The organism is Eubacterium sp. AM05-23 (assembly GCF_003477535.1).
In the GTDB taxonomy this organism is placed as follows: Bacteria; Bacillota; Clostridia; order Eubacteriales; family Eubacteriaceae; genus Eubacterium; species Eubacterium maltosivorans.
This window is the reverse complement of record NZ_QUDF01000015.1, coordinates 32910-53868: the sequence shown is the minus strand read 5'-3', so window position 1 is coordinate 53868 and position 20959 is coordinate 32910. Positions and strand designations below refer to the sequence as shown.

The window sequence follows — 20959 nt, the reverse complement described above, 5'->3', positions numbered from 1 at the left end:
TCCTTCTCTATTACATAATGTGCACAGTATAACATACCCCAAAAATAAATTCATTAAAATTAAAAAAGCACGCGACAGAAAAGCCCCCGGCACCTTGGCACCGAAGGCTTTTCTGGTTAAGATCTCCTACTCAATCCCATATGTATGGGCAAGCACATCAGCCATGCTCTTCTTACGGCAGCTCTCACAAAGGGAATTGGTCTCCACACCTGCCCTTTCTCCCGCAAAACGAAGCTCAGCTTCTGTACTTATAATTCTACCACAAGATTCACATTTTGCCAATGCAAAATTTTTTCCCCAAATCGTCCTTGTTTCGCCATCTTCGGACCATTCAATTGCACCTGTCGGACAGACCTGAGCACAGCTTGTGCAGCCTATGCAATCATTTGAAGGATTTTCGTAGGGTGTCGCAACTTTTTTAGTGACACCACGGTTAATGGTTGAGATCGCGCCAGTACCAAGAGCCCCACAGGCTTTGACGCAAAGCCCGCATAAAATACACTTTTCACCGTCTACAGGTTTCAGCCTTGATGTCTCAAAGACACCGTACTTATCACACATCGCCTGTATTTCCAAGCTGGCAGGCGCCCTTGTTTTCAGCAGCATCAGGATAACGGAGCGCTCCTCCTTTATCTTTTCGCTGTCTGTGAAAACCTCACAGGGGCGTTCTAATGGGTAAACGCAGGAGACAACAACCTTGCTTCTTCCATTCTCCACGACCTCAACAATACAGACCCTGCAGCACCCCTGCTCCGCGAGACCAGGGTGATGGCACAGCGTTGGAATGTCAAATCCATTACGTTTCGCAACTTCTAACAGAAATTCTCCCTTTTCGCAGGTACATTCTTTACCATTGATCTTGATTTCCATTACGCTTCACCCCTTTTCACAGTAACGACCGCATCAAAATTACAGGCCTCTCGGCAGCTTCCGCACGCAATACACTTAACCGGATCGATATGATGCGGCTTTTTGACCTCGCCGCTCACTGCTCCGGCAGGGCATGCTTTGGAGCAGCGCATACAGCCCCGGCACGCTTCCTCATCGATCACAAAAGCGGTCAGTTTCGGACAGACTCCGGCAGGACATCGTTTTTCCTGGATATGCGCTTCATACTCGTTCCGGAAATATTTTATGGTGGTCAGGACTGGATTCGCGGCACTTTTTCCAAGACTGCACAGAGATGCATCCTGCATGGTATGGCAGATTTTTTCCATCAGCTCAATATCGCCTTCCTGGCCCCTGCCCTCACAGATATCGGTCAGTATGGTCAGAAGATGGCGCAGTCCTTCACGGCACGGTGTACATTTACCGCAGGATTCGTCACACAGGAATTCAATATAATATCGGGCAACCTCAACCATACAGCTCCGGTCATCCATGACAATCACACCGCCAGATCCCATCATGGCGCCATAGCTGGTGAGGGTATCAAAATCCATGGGCAGGTCTAAAAGCTCAGCAGGAATACAGCCGCCCGATGGACCGCCGGTCTGCACAGCCTTAAAGGGACGGTCTCCCGGGATTCCTCCGCCAATGTCATAGATCAAATGCCTCAGGGTACTCCCCATTGGTATTTCAACCAGACCGGTACGCTTGACCTTGCCGACCAGGGCAAAGACCTTTGTACCACTACTCTTTTCTGTTCCTAATTCCTTAAATTTCGCGCCGCTATCCTGGATAATTCTCGGAATATTCGCCAGGGTTTCAACATTATTCAAGACGGTTGGCCTGTTCCACAGCCCTCTCTGGACAGAGCGGATATACTTTGCTCTCGGCTCACCTACCCGGCCCTCTACCGACGCCATCAGCGCAGTGGATTCGCCACAGACAAAAGCGCCGCCGCCCCGAACAATCTGAATATCAAAGGCTTTGCCTGTTCCCATAACAGAATCTCCCAAGAATCCCTTTTCTCTTGCCTGCTGCAGCGCAATTTTGCAGTTTTCTACTGCCAGGCCGTACTCATCACGGATATACATATAGCCTTCCTGCGCATCAATAGCACAGGCACAGATAATCATCCCTTCAATAACAGAGTGCGGGTCGCCCTCCAGTATTGACCGGTCCATAAAGGCCCCAGGATCACCCTCATCACCATTACATGCTACATATTTTACATCCGATTCATACTTTAACGCTTGACGCCATTTTGTTCCAGTGGGGAACCCTGCACCACCGCGGCCCCGGATACCTGAATCTTCTACCTCCCCAATGATCCTGTCCGCATCCATGGATAAGGCTTTTTTTAAAGCACTATATCCTCCTCTGGCGATATAATCGTCGATATTGGTCGGGTCAATCTCCCCTATGTTATGCAGCACCCACTTTTTCTGTGGCGCATAGAATGGATTTTCATGCTGCGAGCGCACGCGTTTTCCATCATTTCCTTTATATAAAAGCTTCTCAATAATCTTTCCGCCAAGTACTGTATCCTTTATGATGCTGTCCGCGTCTTCTGGTTTAACCTTATAATAAGAGATATCGGCCGGCTCAATTTTAACGATCGGGCCGTTTTCACAAAAGCCATTGCAGCCAGTGGATTTGATCAGAGGCGACACCTCAATATCGGATTTATGCTTTCTGGCAGCTTTTTGAAGCGCCTCTAAAACCAGCAGGCTCCCATTGGCCCGGCAACCGGTACCGCAGCAGACTAAAACGTTTTGCTTCATGCTTCTGCGCCTCCTTCCGAAAGCTCCCGATACTGGTTTAATATCTCAGGCAGCTTTTCAAGCGTTACCTTTCCGTAATATACGCCGTCGATCACCATCACGGGCGCCAGCGCACAGGAGCCGAGACAGTTCACGGTTTCCAGCGAGAAAAGCCCATCTCCCGAGGTTTCACCTGGACTGATGTCCAGCTCACGTTTAATGCCAGTGATCAGGTTGACAGATCCTCGAATATGACACGCAGTTCCGTCACAGAGCTTAATGATATGCTTTCCTTTTGGCTTCAAGCTCAATGCCCTGTAAAAAGTCGCCATTGAATATAATGATGATAACGGACAATCCAAATATTCGGCCAAGGCCTTCATTCCCTGCTCTGGAATATAGTTAAAATGATGCTGCATATCCTGCATCATTGCCAGAGAATGGCGCTGGTCCCTGGGATATGCTGATAAAATTTTGTCGATTGATTCTTTTGTTATTTCCTGCATGGGCTCACTCCCCTTCCTCATCCTCCCGCAACAACGGGAAAAATTGCCACAGTACTGTTTTCGTTCAGAGGTGTCTTAAGCCCCTGCAAATGCTCGATATGGCGACCATCGACCATCAGAATAATCTCTGCTCCGGGCGCCTCCCCATCTGGACTTAAAACATGATTTCTGAAAGCATCGCCATAGGTTTCAGAGAGGGTATGTAAAAGCGTGTACATATCCTTATAGACCGGTACATCTGCCTGACGGCAACCTGTATAATTCCGGATGGTAGCGAAAAATTTTACTTTCATTTTAATCTCCTCTTTGCGTTATGATGCATGAAAGGAGACAGGGCTGCGCCCCATCTCCAGTATCTGTCGTTTAAAGTCCAAGCTCCTGAACTTTTTCTTCGGTTGGCACTCCTTCTGTGCTCCAGCCGCGTACTTCATAGTATTCTTTCAACATAATATCAAGCTCCGCCACCTTACCCTTTGCTGGGCCATCGGGAAGGGCTTCACGCAGAAGTCTTGGAGGAAGTGTATCCTTCTCTACACCTGCAGCAATATTAAACTGCTTTTCAATGTTCCAGATGCGCTCTCCCTTTAACAGGAATTCCTCATCTGTTTCATCTGAGCCTACTGCCTCACGGTACTGCGCTGCAATCTCAGGTAAGCCGATGCCAAAGGTTGTGAAGAGACAGATACCGCTGGAATCCACTGCTGCGGTGAGATCCTGGAAAGTCTTCAGAAGCGGCGCCTTTCCTTCCGTTACAAGCGGATCCGTCTTTAACGGAATCCCTAAAACTTCAGGTGAAGTCAGGTAACCGCGCACATGGCAGCCTCCGCGGTTTGATGTAGCGTATTCAAGGGCCATCCCCTGAACAGCGCGCCCATCATAGGCTGGCATTTCCTGCTTTTTAACAGACATGGACAATTCTGGCGCACCATGTTTTTCCGCCAGGCGGTATGAGCCTTGGGCAAGCTCAACACCAAATCCTTCCATTTTTCCTGTGAGCTCTGTCAGTTCAACCATGGCCTGTGCGTCGCCAAAGGGCAGCGGACGGCCAATTTCTTTCTCACTCAGAAGCCCCTTTTCGTAAAGTTCCATGGCGCAGGCAATGGTAGAACCAAGTGTGATCGGATCCATACCATACTGGTTGCAAAGGAAATTGGCTTTACAGATAGCGGCCAGATCATTGACGCCACAGTCTGCACCGTAGGACCAGCCCGCCTCGTATTCAGGGCCTTCACCCATAGATTTAAAAGGCCCATCCGGTATTCTGGTAACGCGGCCGCAGCCAATTGAGCAGCCAAAGCAGCCTTTGTTTTTAACCAGATAAGAATCGACCAGCGCTTCACCAGAGGTATCATCAGCTTTATCATACACGCCCCCGTCACGCCAGTTGCGAAGCGGCAGACCACCAACTTCATTGATCATGTTGACCAGAACTTCTGTACCGTAGGTGGGCAGGCCACCCCCGGTAACCGGGTGTTCCTTAAGCTTGGTGCGGGCATCGGTCAGTGCTTCCATAAAGCCTTCAGGCCGTGCAACAGTTACCCCGCCGCTTCCGCGAACCACCACAGCCTTCAGTTTTTTACTGCCCATTACAGCGCCCATGCCGCCACGGCCCGCTGCCCGGTGCTTGTCATTCATAATAGCAGAGTACAGGCACCCCTGTTCACCGGTTGGCCCGATACAGGCCACCCGCGCGCCTTCTCCGCAGGCTTCCTCCAGTGCTTCTGTCGTTTCATAAACGTCCTTACCCCAGAGATCTGAGGCATCTCTGAGCTCTACTATGTCGTCATTGATATACAGGTAAACTGGTCGGTCGCTCTGGTTTTCAAAGATAATCCCGTCATAGCCTGCAAATTTTAACTCTGGGCCAAAATGCCCGCCTGAATTTGAAGCGCCGATGGTTCCTGTCAGAGGCGCTTTCGCCACCACCTCATACCGGCCACTGCAGGAAGCAGCCGTACCGGTTAACGGCCCTGTCATAAAAATCATTTTATTATCCGGACCAAGCGGGTCCACCTGTGGGTCTACCTCGTCACAAAAGTATTTTGTGCCCAGGCCCCTTGCGCCGATAAAATCATGGGCGGCCTGCATATTAAGCGGTTCCTTCTTGATGGTCCCTGCTGCAAGATCAACGCGAATTAATTGTCCCATCCATCCGTTCATCGTTATCCCTCCAATCCATAAACGTCTTTCAACTGATCCGCGATGGCCTTTTTACGTTCCATCTCAACCGCTTCGCCATAGACAATGGCGCCAGAGGGACAAAACTTGGCACATTTTGGATCACCGTCACACAGATCGCATTTAAACACTTTTCTCTTAACTGGATTAAAGCTGATGTTGCCGAGCGGGCAGGCATTCATACACATTTTACACACGATACATTTTGCTTCATCCATAACAAACGCACCGTTTTCATTCCTTGAGATCGCGCCCACCGGACACACCTTCATGCAAGCTGGTTCCTCACATTGCATACACATCACAGGAATGGTTACGGCTGCTTTTTCATAATCCATCACTGTTACGTTTGACAGTTTTGGATTAAATTCCTGATAGTGCCCAAAGGAACAGACCAGTTCGCAGGTTCTGCAGCTTATGCACTTTTCAGGTTTGATCATGAGTTGTTTGCTCATACGCTTCCGGATACCGCTGACGCGGTATCCTTACACCTCCTTTGTGGTAAGTTTACAAAATGAGAATCGCTTTGTGTCCTGGAATTCAGGAAAACACAAAGCCCGCAGAAACAGCTTATACACAGTACAAGCTGTTTCTACGGGCTCCTTTGCAAAGATGGCAGACAACAGGGTTGCCCCTGTTACCCATTGGCTGTAAAGGCCCCGGAGGGGTCTATTCAGCTTCAGAGCAATTCTATTGTTATAATTATCATAGCACATTTTTCAATCCTTGTAAACGTTCTTTGAAAACTCTAAAGATTTATTGAATTTTTATTTGACAAATATTCTTGTCAATGCTAAACTATTTTTGACAAGAATATTTGTCAAGATGACAAAAATCATATACAAAGGAGGCCTGAGCATGCCCCTCGAAAACCGATTAAAAGAGTTCCGGGCCCGGGATAAAATCAATCAGTCAGAGCTTGGTAAGCTGGCCGGTGTATCAAGGCAGACCATCAGCTTAATTGAACGCGGAGATTACTCTCCTTCCGTAACGCTGGCGCTTAAAATCGCAAGAATTTTCAACGCAACCGTTGAGGATATCTTTACCTATTCTGAAGAGGAGGAATCAGAATGAATACTCACACAAACAATCTGAAGAATTACAGAATCAAACAAAAGCTTACGCACGCACAGCTTGGCGAGCTGGCTGGTGTATCAAGACAAACCATTGTTTTGATCGAGGAAAACCATTATTCTCCCTCTGTCCGGCTTGCCGCAAAATTTGCGAATATTTTCAATACGACCATTGATTCCCTTTTTACTCATACTCTCGAGGAGGAAAACTGACATGAAAGCAAAAGAAGGCAAACACATTTACCTTAAATTTTTTACCCTGATCATCATATGCGGCTTTTTAGGCGGACTGGTTGGCTTTTTGCTGAACTTTCCAGGCTTTAACGTCGTCGATACCGTAGTGCTGCTGCAAAACAAGATTCTGACCTATGGCATTTATATTTCTTCTGCCGGTTCTGCTCTTTTAATGCTCATCACTGTGTTGTTTTACCTTTCAGCAAGAAATACCTACAGGCTGCTGGAAACCAACGATTCGGACGTGCTCTATGAAAAAGCTGATCGCCTCTGTGACACAGGGATAATTTTTGCCAACATCACGCTGATCTTTACCTTTGCCTTTTACGGCATTAATGTCAGCGGCAGCGGCATGCACGATGACAGCTCTGTTTCCATCTTATGGGTACTTGCAGCTTTTTTACTCCCAATTATTTTCTGCCTTATCCTTCAGATCCTTTTTGTGAATCTGACCAAAAAAATAAATCCGGAAAAGCAGGGAAACCCGCTGGATTTAAACTTCCAAAAAGTCTGGATGAAAAGCAGTGATGAAGCAGAAAAATTCATTCTTTACAAGGCCGCCTATAAAACCTTTCAGATTATGCAGATGGCCTTTCTTGCTGTCATGATGCTGCTCATGTTTGCGGCTCTGACTACTCCCATTGGCGCTTTTCCCTTTATTATTATTGGTATTTTATGGGGACTGCAGAGCACACTGTGCTGTATCTTTTCTATGAAGCTTCAAAAAAACAGTAAATTGGACCGTGATGACTGCTAAAACAAACAGGAGGTGCGCCGAAACGGCGCACCTCCTTACTCTTTATCAAACCTTCACTGCGTTTTTAATGCTTAAATCCATCCACTTCCTGCGTTTCCAGCGAACTAAAAACATAGCCGCCCTTAAAATTTCATCGCAGGCCATGGCGATCCAGATACCAATCAATCCCCAGCCCAGCACAATGCCTAAAACATAGCATAAAACCACCGACACAAACCATTGTGAGCCGATGCCGAGGGCAATGGGAAACAGTATGTCATTGGCCGCCTGAAGCGATCGGACCATTACCATGTTTACCGCACGTCCGAGTTCCAGAAAAACATCAATAAACATAACCTGCTTGCCAAGGGCGATGACCGCCGGGTCAGAGGTGAAAAAGCCAAAGATTTGATCGCTGAACAGAAAAATCAAAAGGGCCACACAGAAGGACACCAGCACAGAAGATCTAAGTGTGGCCTTCACCCGCCTGTCCGCACTGTCATATTCCCTCGCGCCGATCATATACCCCACCAAAACCTGAGAAGACTGGGAAATCGCGTTACTGTAAAGATAGGTGATCATAGCAAACATCACCGCATACACGCGGGTAGTAATGACCACCGTACCGCACAGATTCACAAAGCCCATGGTCACTGTCTGGCTCAGCGTCCAGGAAAGCGTCTCCCCGCCCGAAGGTATCCCAATAAACAGCAGTCTTTTAAGCATCTCAGTTGGAAAAGGCCTCAATGTTTTCAAAGACATTCCCGGTTTGATTTTTTTAATAAACAAGCAGACGACAATAATCACACCAATGAGTTTGGCAATATTGCTGGAGATGGCTGCTCCCGTTACGCCAAGAGGTGATGGCAGGCCAATGCCATTGATCAGAATGTAATTCCCACCGATGTTGAGTGCATTCATAATAATTGAGACAAACATGGTTTCCTTCATCAGACGGTTACTTCTGAAAATAGCCGAAAAGGTCAGAAATACAGCCTGAAGAAAGAGCCCCGCCCCGATGATACGCGTATAGGTAACGGTTTCGGGCATAATGGTATCTGGCACCTGCAGTATATGATAGATCGACTCTGTGAAAAACAGCAAAACCACGCTGATGATCACAGAAAAAATCAGGTTGACGATCAATGCCAGCGTGTAGATTGTCGATACATTTTTATAATTCTTTGCGCCCATATTCTGAGAAACCAGAATCGTGGTCGCCAGTGATATGATGCTAAAAGAAATCAGCAGAACATTGATGATCTGGTTGGCATTGCCGATGGCGCCCACACCGGTCTGCGACACCTGTCCCACCATCATCTGGTCGGTATTACCCACCAGCATCTGAAGAAAAAGCTCCACAAAAATGGGCCATGTCAGCTTGAATAAGGATTCCTTCTTCGTATTTTCTGGAAAAGTCGTGGTCATTTTTACTCCTGTTATATAATAAATCGCTTTATTATTATAGCATAAACAAAGGGCGGTTAATGCTTCCAGTTTAAATTTGTGCACGTTTACGGTTGGTAAATTATCATTTTTTTATAACTCTGATTTTTCTTTCAATTTTTCTTTCATTTCAGAGCAAAATATTTTCATTTATATAGCTTTGTAAAAACCCCTTTCTTTTATCGATGAAAACGTTAATAAATATTTGCATTTAATGAACATTAATCTATCTTGAGATTTTTACGAAAATTAAATAAAATGATATTAATTTTATTAGTTAAGGGAGATTACTATTATGGCAAATCGATTCGTTCTAAATGAAACATCATATCACGGCAGCGGCGCAATCAATGAAATTGCAACCGAAGCAAAGGCGCGCGGCTTTAAAAAGGCCTTTGTTTGTTCTGATCCTGATTTGGTGAAATTTAATGTGACAAAAAAAGTAACGGATATTCTTGATGAAGCAGGCCTTGATTATGAAGTATATTCAGAAATTAAGCCGAATCCCACCATCGAAAACGTACAAACTGGTGTTGCGGCCTTTAAAGCTTCCGGTGCAGACTACCTGATTGCCATCGGCGGCGGCTCCTCTATGGACACCGCAAAGGCCATTGGTATTATCATTACCAACCCTGAATTTGAAGATGTCCGCAGCCTGGAAGGTGTTGCCCCGACAAAGAACACGAGTGTTCCGATCTTTGCCGTCCCGACCACTGCCGGTACCGCAGCAGAGGTTACCATCAACTATGTTATTACCGATGTCGAAAAGAAACGCAAATTTGTCTGTGTTGATGTGCATGACATCCCGGTCGTCGCCTTTGTCGACCCGGATATGATGTCCAGTATGCCTAAGGGCCTGACTGCCTCAACAGGTATGGATGCCCTCACACACGCCATCGAAGGCTATACCACCCTGGGTGCCTGGGAGCTTTCTGATATGTTTCATTTAAAAGCCATTGAAATTATCGCACGCTCCTTAAGAGGTGCTGTCGAAAATACTCCTGAAGGACGCGAAGACATGGCGCTCGGCCAATATGTCGCTGGAATGGGCTTCTCCAATGTCGGTCTTGGTATTGTTCACTCCATGGCCCATGCACTGGGCGCTGTTTATGACACACCCCACGGTGTTGCCAACGCGATCCTTTTACCGACCATCATGGAATACAATGCGCCTGAAACCGGCGAAAAATACAGATATATCGCCCAGGCCATGGGCGTTGAAGGCACCGAAAGCATGTCTCAGGACGAATACCGTAAAGCGGCTGTGGATGCGGTTCGCCAGCTGTCAATCGATGTTGGCATTCCTCAGAATCTGAAAGAAATTGTCAGGGAAGAGGATATTCCATTCCTGGCACAGTCTGCATTTGATGATGCCTGCAAACCTGGCAACCCAAGAGACGCCAGCCTGGAAGACATCGTTGAACTATATAAATCTCTGATGTAAAGCCTTTTTTACCATTCTTTCTCCAGCAATACCTCATCAAAAATAACCCATCGGATCATCCCTCCGATGGGTTATTTTAAAATGCTCTATCCTTCCCTTTTAAAACGCGCAAGGCCAAGCCGCAGGGTAAGACTTCCCCACTTAAAAAGTTTTTCTCTCAGTGTTACCGGCATCTTTCCATTGAAAAAGGACATATCTCTGGAAATAAACTGATCATAAAACAGCTCCCGCTGCTCGCAGCCTGTACAGGGCTGACTGCACTGCGCCAGCAGCTCATGACATTTATGCTTTTTCGCTTCAACTTCATCTACATCCAGCTCCCGCAACAAGGCTGTATTACAATAGATGATGTCATAGGTTTTCGCGTTGATGATATAAACAAAGCTGTCCAGCTCGTCTAGGATGGCTGTATCCATATTAAAATAGGCGCGCTGCCTTTGAAACTGTAAAGCATGGTAGACAGCATAAGTGTTTTTGCCTCTGCATTTCGCCACATAGAGGGCGGCATCCGCGTTTTGGTACAGCATTTTAAAATCTCTAACCGTTTCCTCCACAAACGAAATGCCAACCGATACAGTGATTTTTTTATCCTGAACCTCCAGCTCACTCAGGCGGTCACAGAACTTTTGTGCCAAGCTGCAGACATCGCTTTCATAATCTTTGCCAGTCACAAAAATCAGGAACTCGTCGCCGCCAAGGCGCCCTGTAAGCGCCCTGTCTCCAAACACCTCTGGGGCAATACGGCCAATTTCCTTTAAAACGCGGTCTCCCTCTGCATGTCCGTAAAAATCGTTAATCTGCTTAAAATTGTCAACATCGGCCATGAGCACCGCAGAGACACCTTTTTTTGAAAAACTGGTCTTCAGGCCCTGCTTTACCATCTCCTCAATGGTTTCTCTGTTGTAAAGCCCTGTCAGGAAATCCTTTTGCGCTTTGAGCAAAAGGTTATCAATACGTTTTTGTTTTTGTTTCTCCTCCTCAATATTTTCAGAGGTACCGATGGCCTTCATGGGCTGCCCATCCTCGTCCAGCACCACCGTATAGGTGATGCGGTACCAGCAGTACTTTCCATCACGCTCCTGGATCTGAACCTCAGCCGAGGTTTTGAGCTTGCCTTCGCTGATATCCTCATAAAGACGAAGATACTCCCCGACAGATTCGTGAAAAACATAGCCCTTCACAATGCTCTCATCAGGCATATTAGGATATACCAGACGCCGGCTTCCTTCCTTATTCCATTTGGCTTCCTTCATCAATCTCTTTGTCTTGATATCATATTCCCAAATGCTTATATCCAGATGCTCAATGGCGGCTTTAAAACGCTCTTCAGAAAGCTTCAGCTTTTCTTCCTTCTGCTTAAGCTCAGAAATATCTGTAAAAATACCATGATAAACCATACTGCCTTCATCGGTTCCATAGAATTCAGCCGATAAATTAATCCAGACAAATCTGCCGTTTTTGCTCACTGACCTGAAATCAATGTTGATGGGCAGACGCTTCACCGCGCTTTTATAGACTGTATTAAAATAGAACGCCCTGTCTTTAGCGTATATCAGATCAAGACTGTTCTCACAGGTCAGCATACGCTGGTACTCTTTTTCTTCATAGCCCAGAACCTTTGCGAGTCCAAAGCTCATGTAATGCGTCTGTATGTTTTTCTCTTTGATTTTAAAGACCACAATATCACCCGGCGTACTGTTAAGCACCGTTTCAAATTCATTCTGAAGCTCGACCTGCTCGGTAATATCTATACAGGCGCTCACAATGGCCAGACGGCCATCCTCCGCGCGCACCACCCTCCCCCGGTCAATGACCCAGAAGCAGGTGCCATCCTTGCGCAGCGTGCGGTAACGGACAGTATACTCATCGCCCTCCTTATCCTTTGGACCGACTACCTGCGTCACATGCTCGTGGTCATCGGGATGAATCGTATTATAGACAAAGCCGCCGGTCCCCTCCATAAAATCATCGTAGGAATCATACCCCATTATCTCGAGCATTTCCTTGTTGATGAAATAAAGCGGAAAACCCGGCTCACAATAGCCACCGATGAGACCATTTGGCGATGACTCTCCCAACAAAGACAAAACGGCCTGCCGATTCTCTTTTTTTAAATTAGAAAGGGACTTTTCTTTTTGCAGGATTTGATTTTCCATTTCCTTTTCCCTAGAAATATCTTCAACCAGACCGACTGCCCTCACTGGTTTTCGCATTGAATCGTAGATATTGGTCAGTGTGATCCTGTTCCAGAGATAGCTACTGTCGTATAGCTTGACCCGCACCTCGCAGGCTGCCTTAGGAGCGCCTTCAAATATCTCACGATACATCTTTAGAAAGCGCTCTTTTGAATCGGGATGAATCACTCCTTCTTCAACTAAACTGTCTGGTACATTGACTAAATGCGTCTTCAAGCCGTATTTTTGAGCAAAATAGTCCGAGTAATCGATTGTTCTTTTCTCAATGTCGAAATCAAAAATCACGTTATTGGTCGCTTCCATGGCAATCCGAAAACGTTGTTCTGAAAGACGGAGTGCCTCCTCAGATTCTTTCTGCTTTGTCACATCGATAATCGAAGCGTAAAAGAGCTGGCGGTCTCCCCGGTTTGCCAGGAAAAAGAGACGCATGTACATCCACATGTACTCACCGTTCAGCCGTTTCCGCCTGAACTGAATATCTATTCCCTTTTCAGGTCTTTGGGGCGCCCTTTGCAGTGCGTCAAGGATAACAGGTTTATCTTCGTCGAGTATACGGTCCAGGATATGGCGTCCATTGATTTTTAAGGTCTCCGCATCACAGCCTGTCACCTGATAATAGCCCTCACTGACTCTTAAAACCTCAAGATTTCCCTGAAAGTACTCATAAAAGGCCACACCGCCAATCAGATTATTTAACAATGACCGGGTCATACCGTCCGAATGCATCAACTCATCATAGCTGATCATGTTGTTCTTTTCACGTTCCATCCCCGAAAAATCAAGTTTGGCGGCATCCCGCAACAGCAACGCTTCAAATTCACCTATGGGCATGGGCTTGTAATAATAATAGCCCTGGGCATAGTGACAGCCGATATCCAAAAGAAAATTAACCTGTTCCTTTGTCTCTACTCCTTCCGCGATCACACCGAGGTCAAGCCACTTCGCCATACGGACCACTGATTCCAGAATATTTCCAGCGCGGCCTTTCAGATGCTCCATATCGGAGAGAAATCGCATGTCTATCTTCAGCACATCGACATTGATATCCTTTAAAATATTGAGCGAAGAATAACCGCTGCCAAAATCATCCATTAAAATAGTAAAGCCCCGATCGCGAAGCCTGTTCACAAGACTCAGCAGCTGATCAAGGTTTTTGGTGTAGGCACTTTCGGTAATCTCCAGCTCCAGCAGATATGGCGGCAGATCATATTTTTTAACCAGATTATCCAACAGATCACCCAGCCCCTGGTGGTACAAATTAACTCTCGAAACGTTTACCGAGGTCGGTATAGGTTTGTGCCCGTTGTCAATCCAGTTCTTTATCAAACGGCAGACTTCCTCCCACACATAGGCGTCCAGTTTTAAAATAAAGCCGTTCCGTTCAAAAACCGGAATGAATGCAGCAGGGCTGATAACTCCCTTTTCAGGGTGAATCCACCGGACAAGTGCTTCACAGCCAATAATTTTATTGGTGCGCATATCGCATTTTGGCTGCATATACACCTGAAACTGTCGGTCTGCCAGAGCATGTGCCATCTCATTGACAATTTCCTGCTCCTCGATCAGAGAGCTTCTCAGATGATTGTCATAAACGGCGGCACGTTTCAGGTAATTCCCCTTTACGGAATTAAGCGCAAGGATCGCCCGGTCACACATTCGGCTGACTGGCAGACTCGCATCATCAATATGATATAAGCCTGCGGCCACGGATATTTCCATATCCAACGGGTATTGCTCGAGGCCATCGGTCAGCCTCTGTGCAATGCTGTCCGCAGATCCCTGCACATCTGGCAGTAAAATTGCGAAAACATCCGCTACAATGCGCCCGGCACAGCCATTCTTTTCCGTTGACCAGGCATTTAATTCATCACCGATATACTGAAGCAAGCGGTCTCCCGCCTCTGCACCGAATAAATCGTTAATAACCTTAAAACGTTCAATATCAAAACAAAGGATGGTATAAGCTTTTTCGGGGTAAGCCGTTAAAATTTCATGGACATTTTTGTAAAAGGTATCTTTATTCAACAGCCCTGTCAGAGAATCGTATTCCTCCAGGGACTTTAAATTGCTTTGAAGCGAGGTATTTCGGACACGCTGTCTGATCAGCCGTGGATCAAGGGGTCTGGACAGGATATCTGTCGCGCCCAGCTTGAGGGCCTGTTCCTCCATGATCGGGTTGTCCGCATCTGTCAATACTAAAACACCTGTACCCCGCGAAGCCTGTATGTCCCACAGCACAGTCCGAAGCGCCGGCAGCATCCCATAAAACAAAGCATAGCTAAAAATAACCACTGCCACCATTGACTTATTCTGCTGAAGAAACTTCAAAGCGGTATCGTTTTCTTTTGAGATGATAACCTTATAGCTTTTATTTAAAATATTGTCCAGCAAAGTGTTTTCAGCAGGATTTTCATCGACAATTAAAACAGTCTTACCAGTCATATCCTTACCCCCGGCATCAATTGTGCCCATAAAATTCAAATACTGATTATATTATAGTATAAATGGCCTTCAAAATAAAGTTAAACCCGTCTTGGCGCCCCGCATGTCTTAATTTTTACTGTTATTTCATCATCAGCTATGTTAAAATAGTGGACAAGTTTAATAAAAATCATTAGGAGCCTTTTATATGAAGTCTTTTAAAGCATCTGTAACAGCCGACCTTCAGGATTTGTTGCTGCTCAATAAAAAATACAATCGTTTCAGCATGGGGCCTTCCGAACCGCTGCGCATTGTAAGCTATTTTGTTCTTATTTTTACTGTTTATACCCTCTTTATGGTCTATCTGCAGATAAAGCTTTTTGCCGGCGGGGATTTTGTCTATCTTGGTCTGTTTGCGTTTCGCCTGATCAGCGGTGTGCTTGGCGCGCTGTTCTTTTTTGGAAAGCTTAACCCGTTGCTCATAAAGCTCTCGGCTCATTTCTGGCCAGACCGGTACTTTTCAGTAAGAGCCTTTACTTTTACACCCAAAAAACTTGAAATCCTCTTTCGTGATAAAAAAATGATCTTTGCCTATGGTGAAATCATTAAATGCGATATGACAGAAAGTCTCATCACACTGCAGACAAAGCACCAGAACTTTGTGATCCATGAGGGCGATATGACCCAGGGCACATGGGCCGAATTTAAAAGCTTTCTGAAGAGCAAGAAGGATCAGTTCAACAAAGATCCAAAGCTGTTTCGGAAAGAAGTCCTAAAGGATTTATAAAAAAGCCGCTGGCAACTTCCATATAGTCCCTTCAAAACTTTATTTTGCAAACACATAACCATTTTTCTTAAGATCAGGGCATTTTACTTTAGAAGGAACAAAATTATGGCGAAACTAATTGTAATCGAATTGCAAAACATGTATAATATAATTGTTAGTATCTGTTTGGCAAATTGGTAGATTATATTAAAAAAGGAGATTAAAATGACTCAGACAGGTAAACTATTGGAAATGGCCAAAAAAATGGCCGCAGCAGCCGAAAAAAAGGCTGTGGAAATTGATGTACCTATGGTAATCGCGGTGTGCGATATGGGCGGAAACACTGTTTTAGTCCACCGTATGGAAGATTCTTTACTAGCAAGTATAAGCATTGCCCAAAACAAGGCCTATACAGCCGCTTCATTAAAAATGCCGAGCTCTGTTGCAGGGGATGCTGCTAAGGAAGCCGGCGAACTCTTTGGTCTTGGCAATTGCTGTGAAGGTAGAATTGTGACATTTGGCGGTGGATTTCCGATTATAGACGGGGATCGTATTATTGGTGCCATTGGTGTCAGCGGCGGTAGTGTTGCTGAAGACGAGAGCGTCGCCCAGGCAGGACTTGCGGCTCTCTAAGATGTTCTTTTGATACAGAATCTGCTCCATCCCCAGAATTCAAGTCCGAGGATGGGGCAATTTATTTCGCCGAGTTTTTTACCCCGCCATCAGCAAGCCGAGCGTGCCGCTTTTCAACAAGATGTAAATCCCCAGCCCAATGAATACAACGGGTATGAGCACATCCTTATATTTTTCAAGAAACTCCCTGATCAGTGGATATTGGCCTATTTTCATTCCAAGAAAGCACCAGAAACCAATCAACATCACAAAAATCACAATAACAGTTATGATCTCCACAGCACTCAGATTTGTGAACAGAGGGATATAAACACTCACATTGTCAGCCCCGTTTGCAAGCGTTAGAAAATAGACGTACAGAATATCTGCCGGAAATATTTTTTCAAGCAGCCCTATTAACTTTACGAGTTCCTTTTGCGCTTCCTTCCTCCCCGCTGTTTTATCATTTTTCTTATTTCTAAGCCGCCATACTGCGCCCAGCCCAAGAAAAATTGGAATCAAGCCGAACAAACCGATATACGCATGGGGAACAAAGGAAATACTGTAGCCAAAGAAAAGGCTGAAAAAGGTCAGCGTTAAAACTGCCAGATACTGGCCAAGGACAATTCTTCTCTTATCCGCCGCTGTCTCTGCCCTTGAAAAAAGCAGGGTCAAAATTAAAATATCATCAATGTTCGTCCCCGCAAAGGACAACAGTGCAGTGATAACAATGGACATATTTTCCTCCCTCATCCATAATATCTTTTTATTCCACTATTTTATCCTTTTTCAGGAGTAAAAGAAAGCACTAAATAGAACCCTGTGATTTCAAAACAGCCCGCTTATGTTATAATCATACTATTTTGACCTGTCTCTTCGACAAAAAGGAAACCTTTATCGAAAAATTTGAGCAGTACTATAATGCAGTCCATAAGAGCCATTATCTGACCATCTTGGGCAAATGAAAGTCCACATTCAAGCGCCTGGCAGCGTCGCCATTGACGGTGAATATCATTAAAGACGAGCCCTTTGACAGGGGCGCCTTTCAAGCCGTCATCTCAACCTATTGAGATGAAGATGTCTCGAAGAACCTGCTGAATTACTCGCTTCTTAAGCCTTAAAAACAATCCACTCATTAAAAGAATATCGTTCAAGCCTTTTTTTATTTTAACGTGTAAAATAAATTTCAGCAACCAAAAAGGAGACTGAAAATGAACTTGGAAAATGAAAAAAGTGTTATGATTATTGATGAAGAACTCCCTCTGGGTATCATAGCTAATACCGCCGCTATCCTGGGAATCACCCTTGGCAAAAAAAGGCCGGACATTGTGGGCTGTGATGTAACGGATCAAAACGGAAATGCACATCTTGGCATTATCGCCTTCCCCATTCCTGTCTTGAAAGGAAATAAAGACAGCATTCGGGAAATACGCCAAAGGCTCTATACCTCTGATTTTAACGATATGACTGTTGTGGATTTTTCAGATTTGGCGCAGGGATGCAATGATTACGATGCATTTATCAATCTTATGGCAGACTCACCAGAGGCCGATCTTCAGTATATGGGCGTTGCTATCTGCGGCCCCAAAAAGAAAGTGAACAAGCTTACTGGCAGTATGCCGCTTTTAAAATAATCAATGGCCGCATGGATGGGAATCCCTATCCATACGGCCATTTTTATTAAAAAGCTGTACATAAATTATCAAGCCTCATCCTTTTGAGATGATGGCGCTTACTGGACAGTCATGAAAGCAGTTGCCACACTCATCACACCGATTTCCGTTGATCCGGTAGGGATCACCCTTCTCAATGGCGTTAAAGGAACATATCTCCGCACATTTCCCACACTCGATGCAGGCATCTGTTATGGCCAGACCTGGATTCACATAAGGCATTCCACCATAGGCAAATCGCTCACGCTCCAGCTTATGATCCCGCTTTTCTTTTGCATAATCAAAGTCATACCGTTCTCCCCATGCCCGGCATAGCACGAAAATACGTGTCCGGGGATATTTTTTAATGTCATAGGCCGCCACGTTAAAATCCCGGTTGCTTTTTGCCTTTTCCGCCACCTCGTCCATTGTGAGCTCCCGTATGTCACCAGTGATCCGCATGGTATAGCCCGGCACAAAGGAGGGCAGATTATTTTCATCATGGCTCACCTGACTGCTGGGGTACATACCACACACACTGACCTTACCCGTCTGCTTCAGCTCTCTGTAAAACGGCTTGACGTCCATGGTTCTGAAATACAGACCGTCCTCATCAAAAGCGAAAAAGTGGGCGATGCGGGATTCCACATAGCCATTCTCCGCCAGAGTTGAGAAAGTCAGACAGCCAATCTGGTTAAAATTTTCGTAAATCTCCTTTATTGTCATCATTTCATTTCTCCATTTCTCTGTAACGTTTCGCGATATAAGCCGCTGTTTCTTTCATTAGGTCAAAGTTAAACATCCCGGTATTGTCCTCCGACGCGTTGGATACAGCGTTCACATCAATAATATAAAAATCCTCTTCTGTTTCAATAATATCAAGGCTCCCGAATTCAATGTCCAAAAGCACCATTGCCCTTACCGCTGTCTGTCTGAGCTTTTCGGGACAATCGGTATAGTGGCTATAAGCAGAACCCAGGTGATAGGCCGATAAGCCGTCCGGTGTTACACTGCGTTTTAAAATGAGGCGGCATTCTCCACCGATCACCTCGACCCGTGTGATATAGCCATAGACAGGACGGATATATTCCTCTGCGATCATACGGATCGCCGGTATCTCTGCCATGGCCTGTGATAACGCCTCTGCCTCATTGATGATCGACGTGTAGGTGGTCCTTCCCCCGCAGTCTGGTTTGATGATACAGGGATAGCTGAGGCTCCCCGGATCAATCTCATCAGGAAAAAACACGCCGTAAACATCTGGCACCGCGATGCCCTTTTGTCTGAGAAAGGCTGTACTCAAGGCTTTACTGGTTTCATAAAAATGCGCCTGTGGCGGATTGATCATTGGAATGCCTTCACACTCTGCCTGCCTTATAATTTCCGGCATACGCGCAAGCGATTTCTGATGCGCTCTGAACTGCGCACTGGCAAATATCCGGCTGACAAGCAGATCACAGTGGCTGATCATTCCAAGGGCCTGATCCTCCTCAAGGTTGATGAGACAGGCTTCGATTCCAGAGTCCTGAATTTCTTCAAGAAGCTTGTAGCTTGACCATTCCTCTGACTCGTATAAAACACCGAGCATTTCTTATCTCTCCCTTCTCAAAAAAGTGGCCAGCTTGTCTGTTTCAGGCGACTCGAGCAATCCTATCGGCCCATGCTCAACGATTTCTCCTCGGTCCATAAACACAAAATAGTCTGCAAACCTTTTGAGAAAATCAATCTCATGTGTGATAAAAATGCAGTCTTTTCCAAGATTCTTGAGCTCTGTGACGGCCTCCAGAACCTCACCTGTCAGGATAGGATCAAGGGCTGCTGTCGGTTCATCAAGAAAAAGCAGATCTGGTTCTGTGCATAACGCTCTGGCGATGGCTGCCCGCTGGGCCTGGCCTCCTGACACCTGACGGGGCAGTTTATCTGCCTGCTCAGTGAGGTGAAACTGGTCAAGGAGCGCGCTGGCCTTAAGCTTAGCCACTTCTGGACTTATCTCCCTAATCTTTTCAAGAATCAGCAGAATGTTTTTTCTGAGCGTAAGATGGGGAAAGAGGTTGTGTTTTTGAAACACAACACCAATCTCCTGCTGGTATGCCTGAACAGTTTTTGGGGATACCACTGTGTCATTCACCTTTATGGTTCCCTCCTCTGGAAACTCGATGCCTGCCAGCTGACGCAGCAAGGTCGATTTGCCGCAGCCGGAAGCGCCCATAACACCAACTGCCTTTTTATCCTCGATTAAAAGATTCAAATTTTTCAGGATACTGGCGTCATATTTTTTTGTAACCTGTTCGAGCACTATCCTCATCGTGAAAGCCTCCTTCCAATAAGCTGCGCTAAAAGCGACAACGGAATCGTGACAGCCAGATAAGCTATCCACATTACCAGGTAACCCTCGACCGAGGCCCAGTTTTTCGCTGCGATCACTGTGATCACATAGGCAATTTCCGGAAAGGACACGACCTTTAGCAGGGCGGAGCCTTTGATGATCCCTGAGAGGTGATTGATGAACGCTGGCAATAAGGGCTTTACCATCTGAGGCAGAATGACATAGAAATACTTCTGAAAGCCTGTAAAATGGTAGAGCTCCATGACGACATACTGGTCCTCATCAATCACCTCCGCTGCGCTCTGGTAGGAGTTGGCCACATAGGGGGCCGTGTAAAGCGTTAAAGCTGCAATGCCCAACACAAATTTGCTGCTGATATGCACAGCCTCCCCCAGCACATAGACAGCCAGAAACACCATAACCAAAAGCGGCGTCCCCATAATGATCTCTCTGAAAACAACCGCCATCCCCCTTATAAACGGAACACGGCTTTTCATCATCAGATAAATCACAAAGCCCAGCACAGCGCTAAGAACCAGGGTAACAGCACTTACCATCAGCGTATAGCCAATGCCACTCAAGAGCAGGGGCCACTGGTCAAGAATCAGATGGTACCGCGGATGATCGGTGGTATTACCCAGAACATAGAGGATCAAAAGCAGGAACAGAACACCTGCCGCCAGGTATTGCAGCAGCTTGCTGTACTTTCTTACCATATTCTG

20 protein-coding genes are annotated in these 20959 nt (G+C 46.0%); 7 read left to right on the top strand and 13 right to left on the bottom strand.

The features are described from left to right. Positions 1-126: 126 nt before the first annotated feature. The 6 genes from DW091_RS17410 to DW091_RS17385 all read right to left on the bottom strand — a co-directional run bounded on the left by DW091_RS17410 (position 127) and on the right by DW091_RS17385 (position 5787). A complete protein-coding gene (locus DW091_RS17410; protein ID WP_058694860.1) occupies positions 127-870 on the bottom strand; it encodes a 4Fe-4S dicluster domain-containing protein in 744 nt (247 codons plus the stop codon). Then, entirely contained in the window at positions 870-2669 is a 1800-nt protein-coding gene (locus tag DW091_RS17405) for an NADH-quinone oxidoreductase subunit NuoF (protein ID WP_118518811.1), read from the bottom strand. Before DW091_RS17405 ends, DW091_RS17410 begins: the two co-directional genes overlap by 1 nt. After that, on the bottom strand, positions 2666-3154 hold the full coding sequence (locus DW091_RS17400) for an NAD(P)H-dependent oxidoreductase subunit E (RefSeq protein ID WP_058694862.1): 489 nt from the start codon (positions 3152-3154) through the stop codon (positions 2666-2668). Before DW091_RS17400 ends, DW091_RS17405 begins: the two co-directional genes overlap by 4 nt. 17 nt (positions 3155-3171) lie before the next feature. Continuing rightward, on the bottom strand, positions 3172-3447 hold the full coding sequence (locus DW091_RS17395) for a MoaD family protein (RefSeq protein ID WP_096919514.1): 276 nt from the start codon (positions 3445-3447) through the stop codon (positions 3172-3174). A 70-nt stretch (positions 3448-3517) separates the two neighbouring features. Then, positions 3518-5314, bottom strand: coding sequence for an aldehyde ferredoxin oxidoreductase family protein (locus DW091_RS17390; RefSeq protein ID WP_058694864.1), 1797 nt, complete (start codon positions 5312-5314; stop codon positions 3518-3520). 2 nt (positions 5315-5316) lie between these two features. Next, positions 5317-5787 (bottom strand): 4Fe-4S dicluster domain-containing protein, encoded by a 471-nt coding sequence (locus DW091_RS17385; protein ID WP_058694865.1) that lies wholly within the window; start codon positions 5785-5787, stop codon positions 5317-5319. Positions 5788-6190: 403 nt separating this feature from the next. Here DW091_RS17385 and DW091_RS17380 point away from each other — a divergent pair, with 403 nt between their 5' ends. The 3 genes from DW091_RS17380 to DW091_RS17370 are packed head-to-tail and all read left to right on the top strand — an operon-like array spanning position 6191 to position 7396. Further along, complete coding sequence (locus DW091_RS17380) at positions 6191-6406, top strand: helix-turn-helix transcriptional regulator (RefSeq protein WP_058694866.1); 216 nt, start codon at positions 6191-6193, stop codon at positions 6404-6406. After that, positions 6403-6618, top strand: a complete 216-nt coding sequence (locus DW091_RS17375; RefSeq protein WP_058694867.1) for a helix-turn-helix transcriptional regulator — start codon at positions 6403-6405, stop codon at positions 6616-6618. The genes DW091_RS17380 and DW091_RS17375 overlap by 4 nt, the downstream gene beginning before the upstream one ends. Before the next feature lies 1 nt (position 6619). Continuing rightward, positions 6620-7396 carry a DUF3169 family protein gene (locus DW091_RS17370; RefSeq protein WP_058694868.1) on the top strand — a complete coding sequence of 259 codons (777 nt, stop codon included), beginning with the start codon at positions 6620-6622 and terminating at the stop codon, positions 7394-7396. A gap of 45 nt (positions 7397-7441) precedes the next feature. Here the strand turns inward: DW091_RS17370 and DW091_RS17365 are convergent, their stop codons facing one another. After that, entirely contained in the window at positions 7442-8803 is a 1362-nt protein-coding gene (locus DW091_RS17365; RefSeq protein WP_118518810.1) for an MATE family efflux transporter, read from the bottom strand. A 313-nt stretch (positions 8804-9116) separates the two neighbouring features. Here DW091_RS17365 and fucO point away from each other — a divergent pair, with 313 nt between their 5' ends. Beyond that, on the top strand, positions 9117-10265 hold the full coding sequence (gene fucO / locus DW091_RS17360) for a lactaldehyde reductase (RefSeq protein ID WP_118518809.1): 1149 nt from the start codon (positions 9117-9119) through the stop codon (positions 10263-10265). 86 nt (positions 10266-10351) lie between these two features. Here fucO and DW091_RS17355 read toward each other — a convergent pair whose 3' ends face one another. Beyond that, positions 10352-14902 (bottom strand): EAL domain-containing protein, encoded by a 4551-nt coding sequence (locus DW091_RS17355; protein ID WP_207665250.1) that lies wholly within the window; start codon positions 14900-14902, stop codon positions 10352-10354. Between the two features lie 187 nt (positions 14903-15089). On the opposite strand from DW091_RS17355, the gene DW091_RS17350 reads away from it, so the two are divergent. Together DW091_RS17350 and DW091_RS17345 are read left to right on the top strand one after the other, a co-directional pair. Next, positions 15090-15668: a hypothetical protein gene (locus tag DW091_RS17350; RefSeq protein ID WP_118518807.1), complete on the top strand. Its 579-nt coding sequence runs from the start codon at positions 15090-15092 to the stop codon at positions 15666-15668. Between the two features lie 204 nt (positions 15669-15872). Continuing rightward, positions 15873-16280 (top strand): heme-binding protein, encoded by a 408-nt coding sequence (locus DW091_RS17345; protein WP_058694873.1) that lies wholly within the window; start codon positions 15873-15875, stop codon positions 16278-16280. A gap of 78 nt (positions 16281-16358) precedes the next feature. On the opposite strand, the gene DW091_RS17340 is transcribed toward DW091_RS17345, so the two are convergent. Continuing rightward, on the bottom strand, positions 16359-16997 hold the full coding sequence (locus DW091_RS17340; RefSeq protein ID WP_158577932.1) for a cadmium resistance transporter: 639 nt from the start codon (positions 16995-16997) through the stop codon (positions 16359-16361). Between the two features lie 473 nt (positions 16998-17470). Between DW091_RS17340 and DW091_RS17330 the strand changes: the two genes are divergently transcribed. After that, complete coding sequence (locus DW091_RS17330) at positions 17471-17893, top strand: DUF2000 domain-containing protein (RefSeq protein ID WP_118518804.1); 423 nt, start codon at positions 17471-17473, stop codon at positions 17891-17893. A 75-nt stretch (positions 17894-17968) separates the two neighbouring features. On the opposite strand, the gene DW091_RS17325 is transcribed toward DW091_RS17330, so the two are convergent. From DW091_RS17325 to DW091_RS17310, 4 genes are read right to left on the bottom strand one after another with little or no spacing between them, the layout of a single operon-like run. Beyond that, complete coding sequence (locus DW091_RS17325) at positions 17969-18640, bottom strand: 4Fe-4S binding protein (RefSeq protein WP_096919493.1); 672 nt, start codon at positions 18638-18640, stop codon at positions 17969-17971. A 1-nt stretch (position 18641) separates the two neighbouring features. Further along, positions 18642-19499, bottom strand: coding sequence for a hypothetical protein (locus tag DW091_RS17320; protein WP_118518803.1), 858 nt, complete (start codon positions 19497-19499; stop codon positions 18642-18644). 3 nt (positions 19500-19502) lie between these two features. Then, positions 19503-20216 carry an ATP-binding cassette domain-containing protein gene (locus DW091_RS17315; RefSeq protein ID WP_118518802.1) on the bottom strand — a complete coding sequence of 238 codons (714 nt, stop codon included), beginning with the start codon at positions 20214-20216 and terminating at the stop codon, positions 19503-19505. Then, a complete protein-coding gene (locus tag DW091_RS17310; RefSeq protein ID WP_118518801.1) occupies positions 20213-20953 on the bottom strand; it encodes an ABC transporter permease subunit in 741 nt (246 codons plus the stop codon). The genes DW091_RS17315 and DW091_RS17310 overlap by 4 nt, the downstream gene beginning before the upstream one ends. Between the last annotated feature and the right edge of the window lie 6 nt (positions 20954-20959).

Bases quoted from the DNA above. Each gene is read 5' to 3' on its own strand.
- DW091_RS17330 (WP_118518804.1), top strand. From the start codon at position 17,471: ATGAACTTGGAAAATGAAAAAAGTGTTATGATTATTGATGAAGAACTC.
- DW091_RS17390 (WP_058694864.1), bottom strand. From the start codon at position 5,314: ATGAACGGATGGATGGGACAATTAATTCGCGTTGATCTTGCAGCAGGG.
- DW091_RS17405 (WP_118518811.1), bottom strand. From the start codon at position 2,669: ATGAAGCAAAACGTTTTAGTCTGCTGCGGTACCGGTTGCCGGGCCAAT.
- DW091_RS17380 (WP_058694866.1), top strand. From the start codon at position 6,191: ATGCCCCTCGAAAACCGATTAAAAGAGTTCCGGGCCCGGGATAAAATC.
- DW091_RS17340 (WP_158577932.1), bottom strand. From the start codon at position 16,997: ATGTCCATTGTTATCACTGCACTGTTGTCCTTTGCGGGGACGAACATT.
- DW091_RS17315 (WP_118518802.1), bottom strand. From the start codon at position 20,216: ATGAGGATAGTGCTCGAACAGGTTACAAAAAAATATGACGCCAGTATC.
- DW091_RS17345 (WP_058694873.1), top strand. From the start codon at position 15,873: ATGACTCAGACAGGTAAACTATTGGAAATGGCCAAAAAAATGGCCGCA.
- DW091_RS17325 (WP_096919493.1), bottom strand. From the start codon at position 18,640: ATGATGACAATAAAGGAGATTTACGAAAATTTTAACCAGATTGGCTGT.
- DW091_RS17410 (WP_058694860.1), bottom strand. From the start codon at position 870: ATGGAAATCAAGATCAATGGTAAAGAATGTACCTGCGAAAAGGGAGAA.
- DW091_RS17310 (WP_118518801.1), bottom strand. From the start codon at position 20,953: ATGGTAAGAAAGTACAGCAAGCTGCTGCAATACCTGGCGGCAGGTGTT.
- DW091_RS17385 (WP_058694865.1), bottom strand. From the start codon at position 5,787: ATGAGCAAACAACTCATGATCAAACCTGAAAAGTGCATAAGCTGCAGA.
- DW091_RS17320 (WP_118518803.1), bottom strand. From the start codon at position 19,499: ATGCTCGGTGTTTTATACGAGTCAGAGGAATGGTCAAGCTACAAGCTT.
- DW091_RS17375 (WP_058694867.1), top strand. From the start codon at position 6,403: ATGAATACTCACACAAACAATCTGAAGAATTACAGAATCAAACAAAAG.
- DW091_RS17395 (WP_096919514.1), bottom strand. From the start codon at position 3,447: ATGAAAGTAAAATTTTTCGCTACCATCCGGAATTATACAGGTTGCCGT.
- DW091_RS17355 (WP_207665250.1), bottom strand. From the start codon at position 14,902: ATGACTGGTAAGACTGTTTTAATTGTCGATGAAAATCCTGCTGAAAAC.
- DW091_RS17370 (WP_058694868.1), top strand. From the start codon at position 6,620: ATGAAAGCAAAAGAAGGCAAACACATTTACCTTAAATTTTTTACCCTG.
- DW091_RS17365 (WP_118518810.1), bottom strand. From the start codon at position 8,803: ATGACCACGACTTTTCCAGAAAATACGAAGAAGGAATCCTTATTCAAG.
- fucO (WP_118518809.1), top strand. From the start codon at position 9,117: ATGGCAAATCGATTCGTTCTAAATGAAACATCATATCACGGCAGCGGC.
- DW091_RS17400 (WP_058694862.1), bottom strand. From the start codon at position 3,154: ATGCAGGAAATAACAAAAGAATCAATCGACAAAATTTTATCAGCATAT.
- DW091_RS17350 (WP_118518807.1), top strand. From the start codon at position 15,090: ATGAAGTCTTTTAAAGCATCTGTAACAGCCGACCTTCAGGATTTGTTG.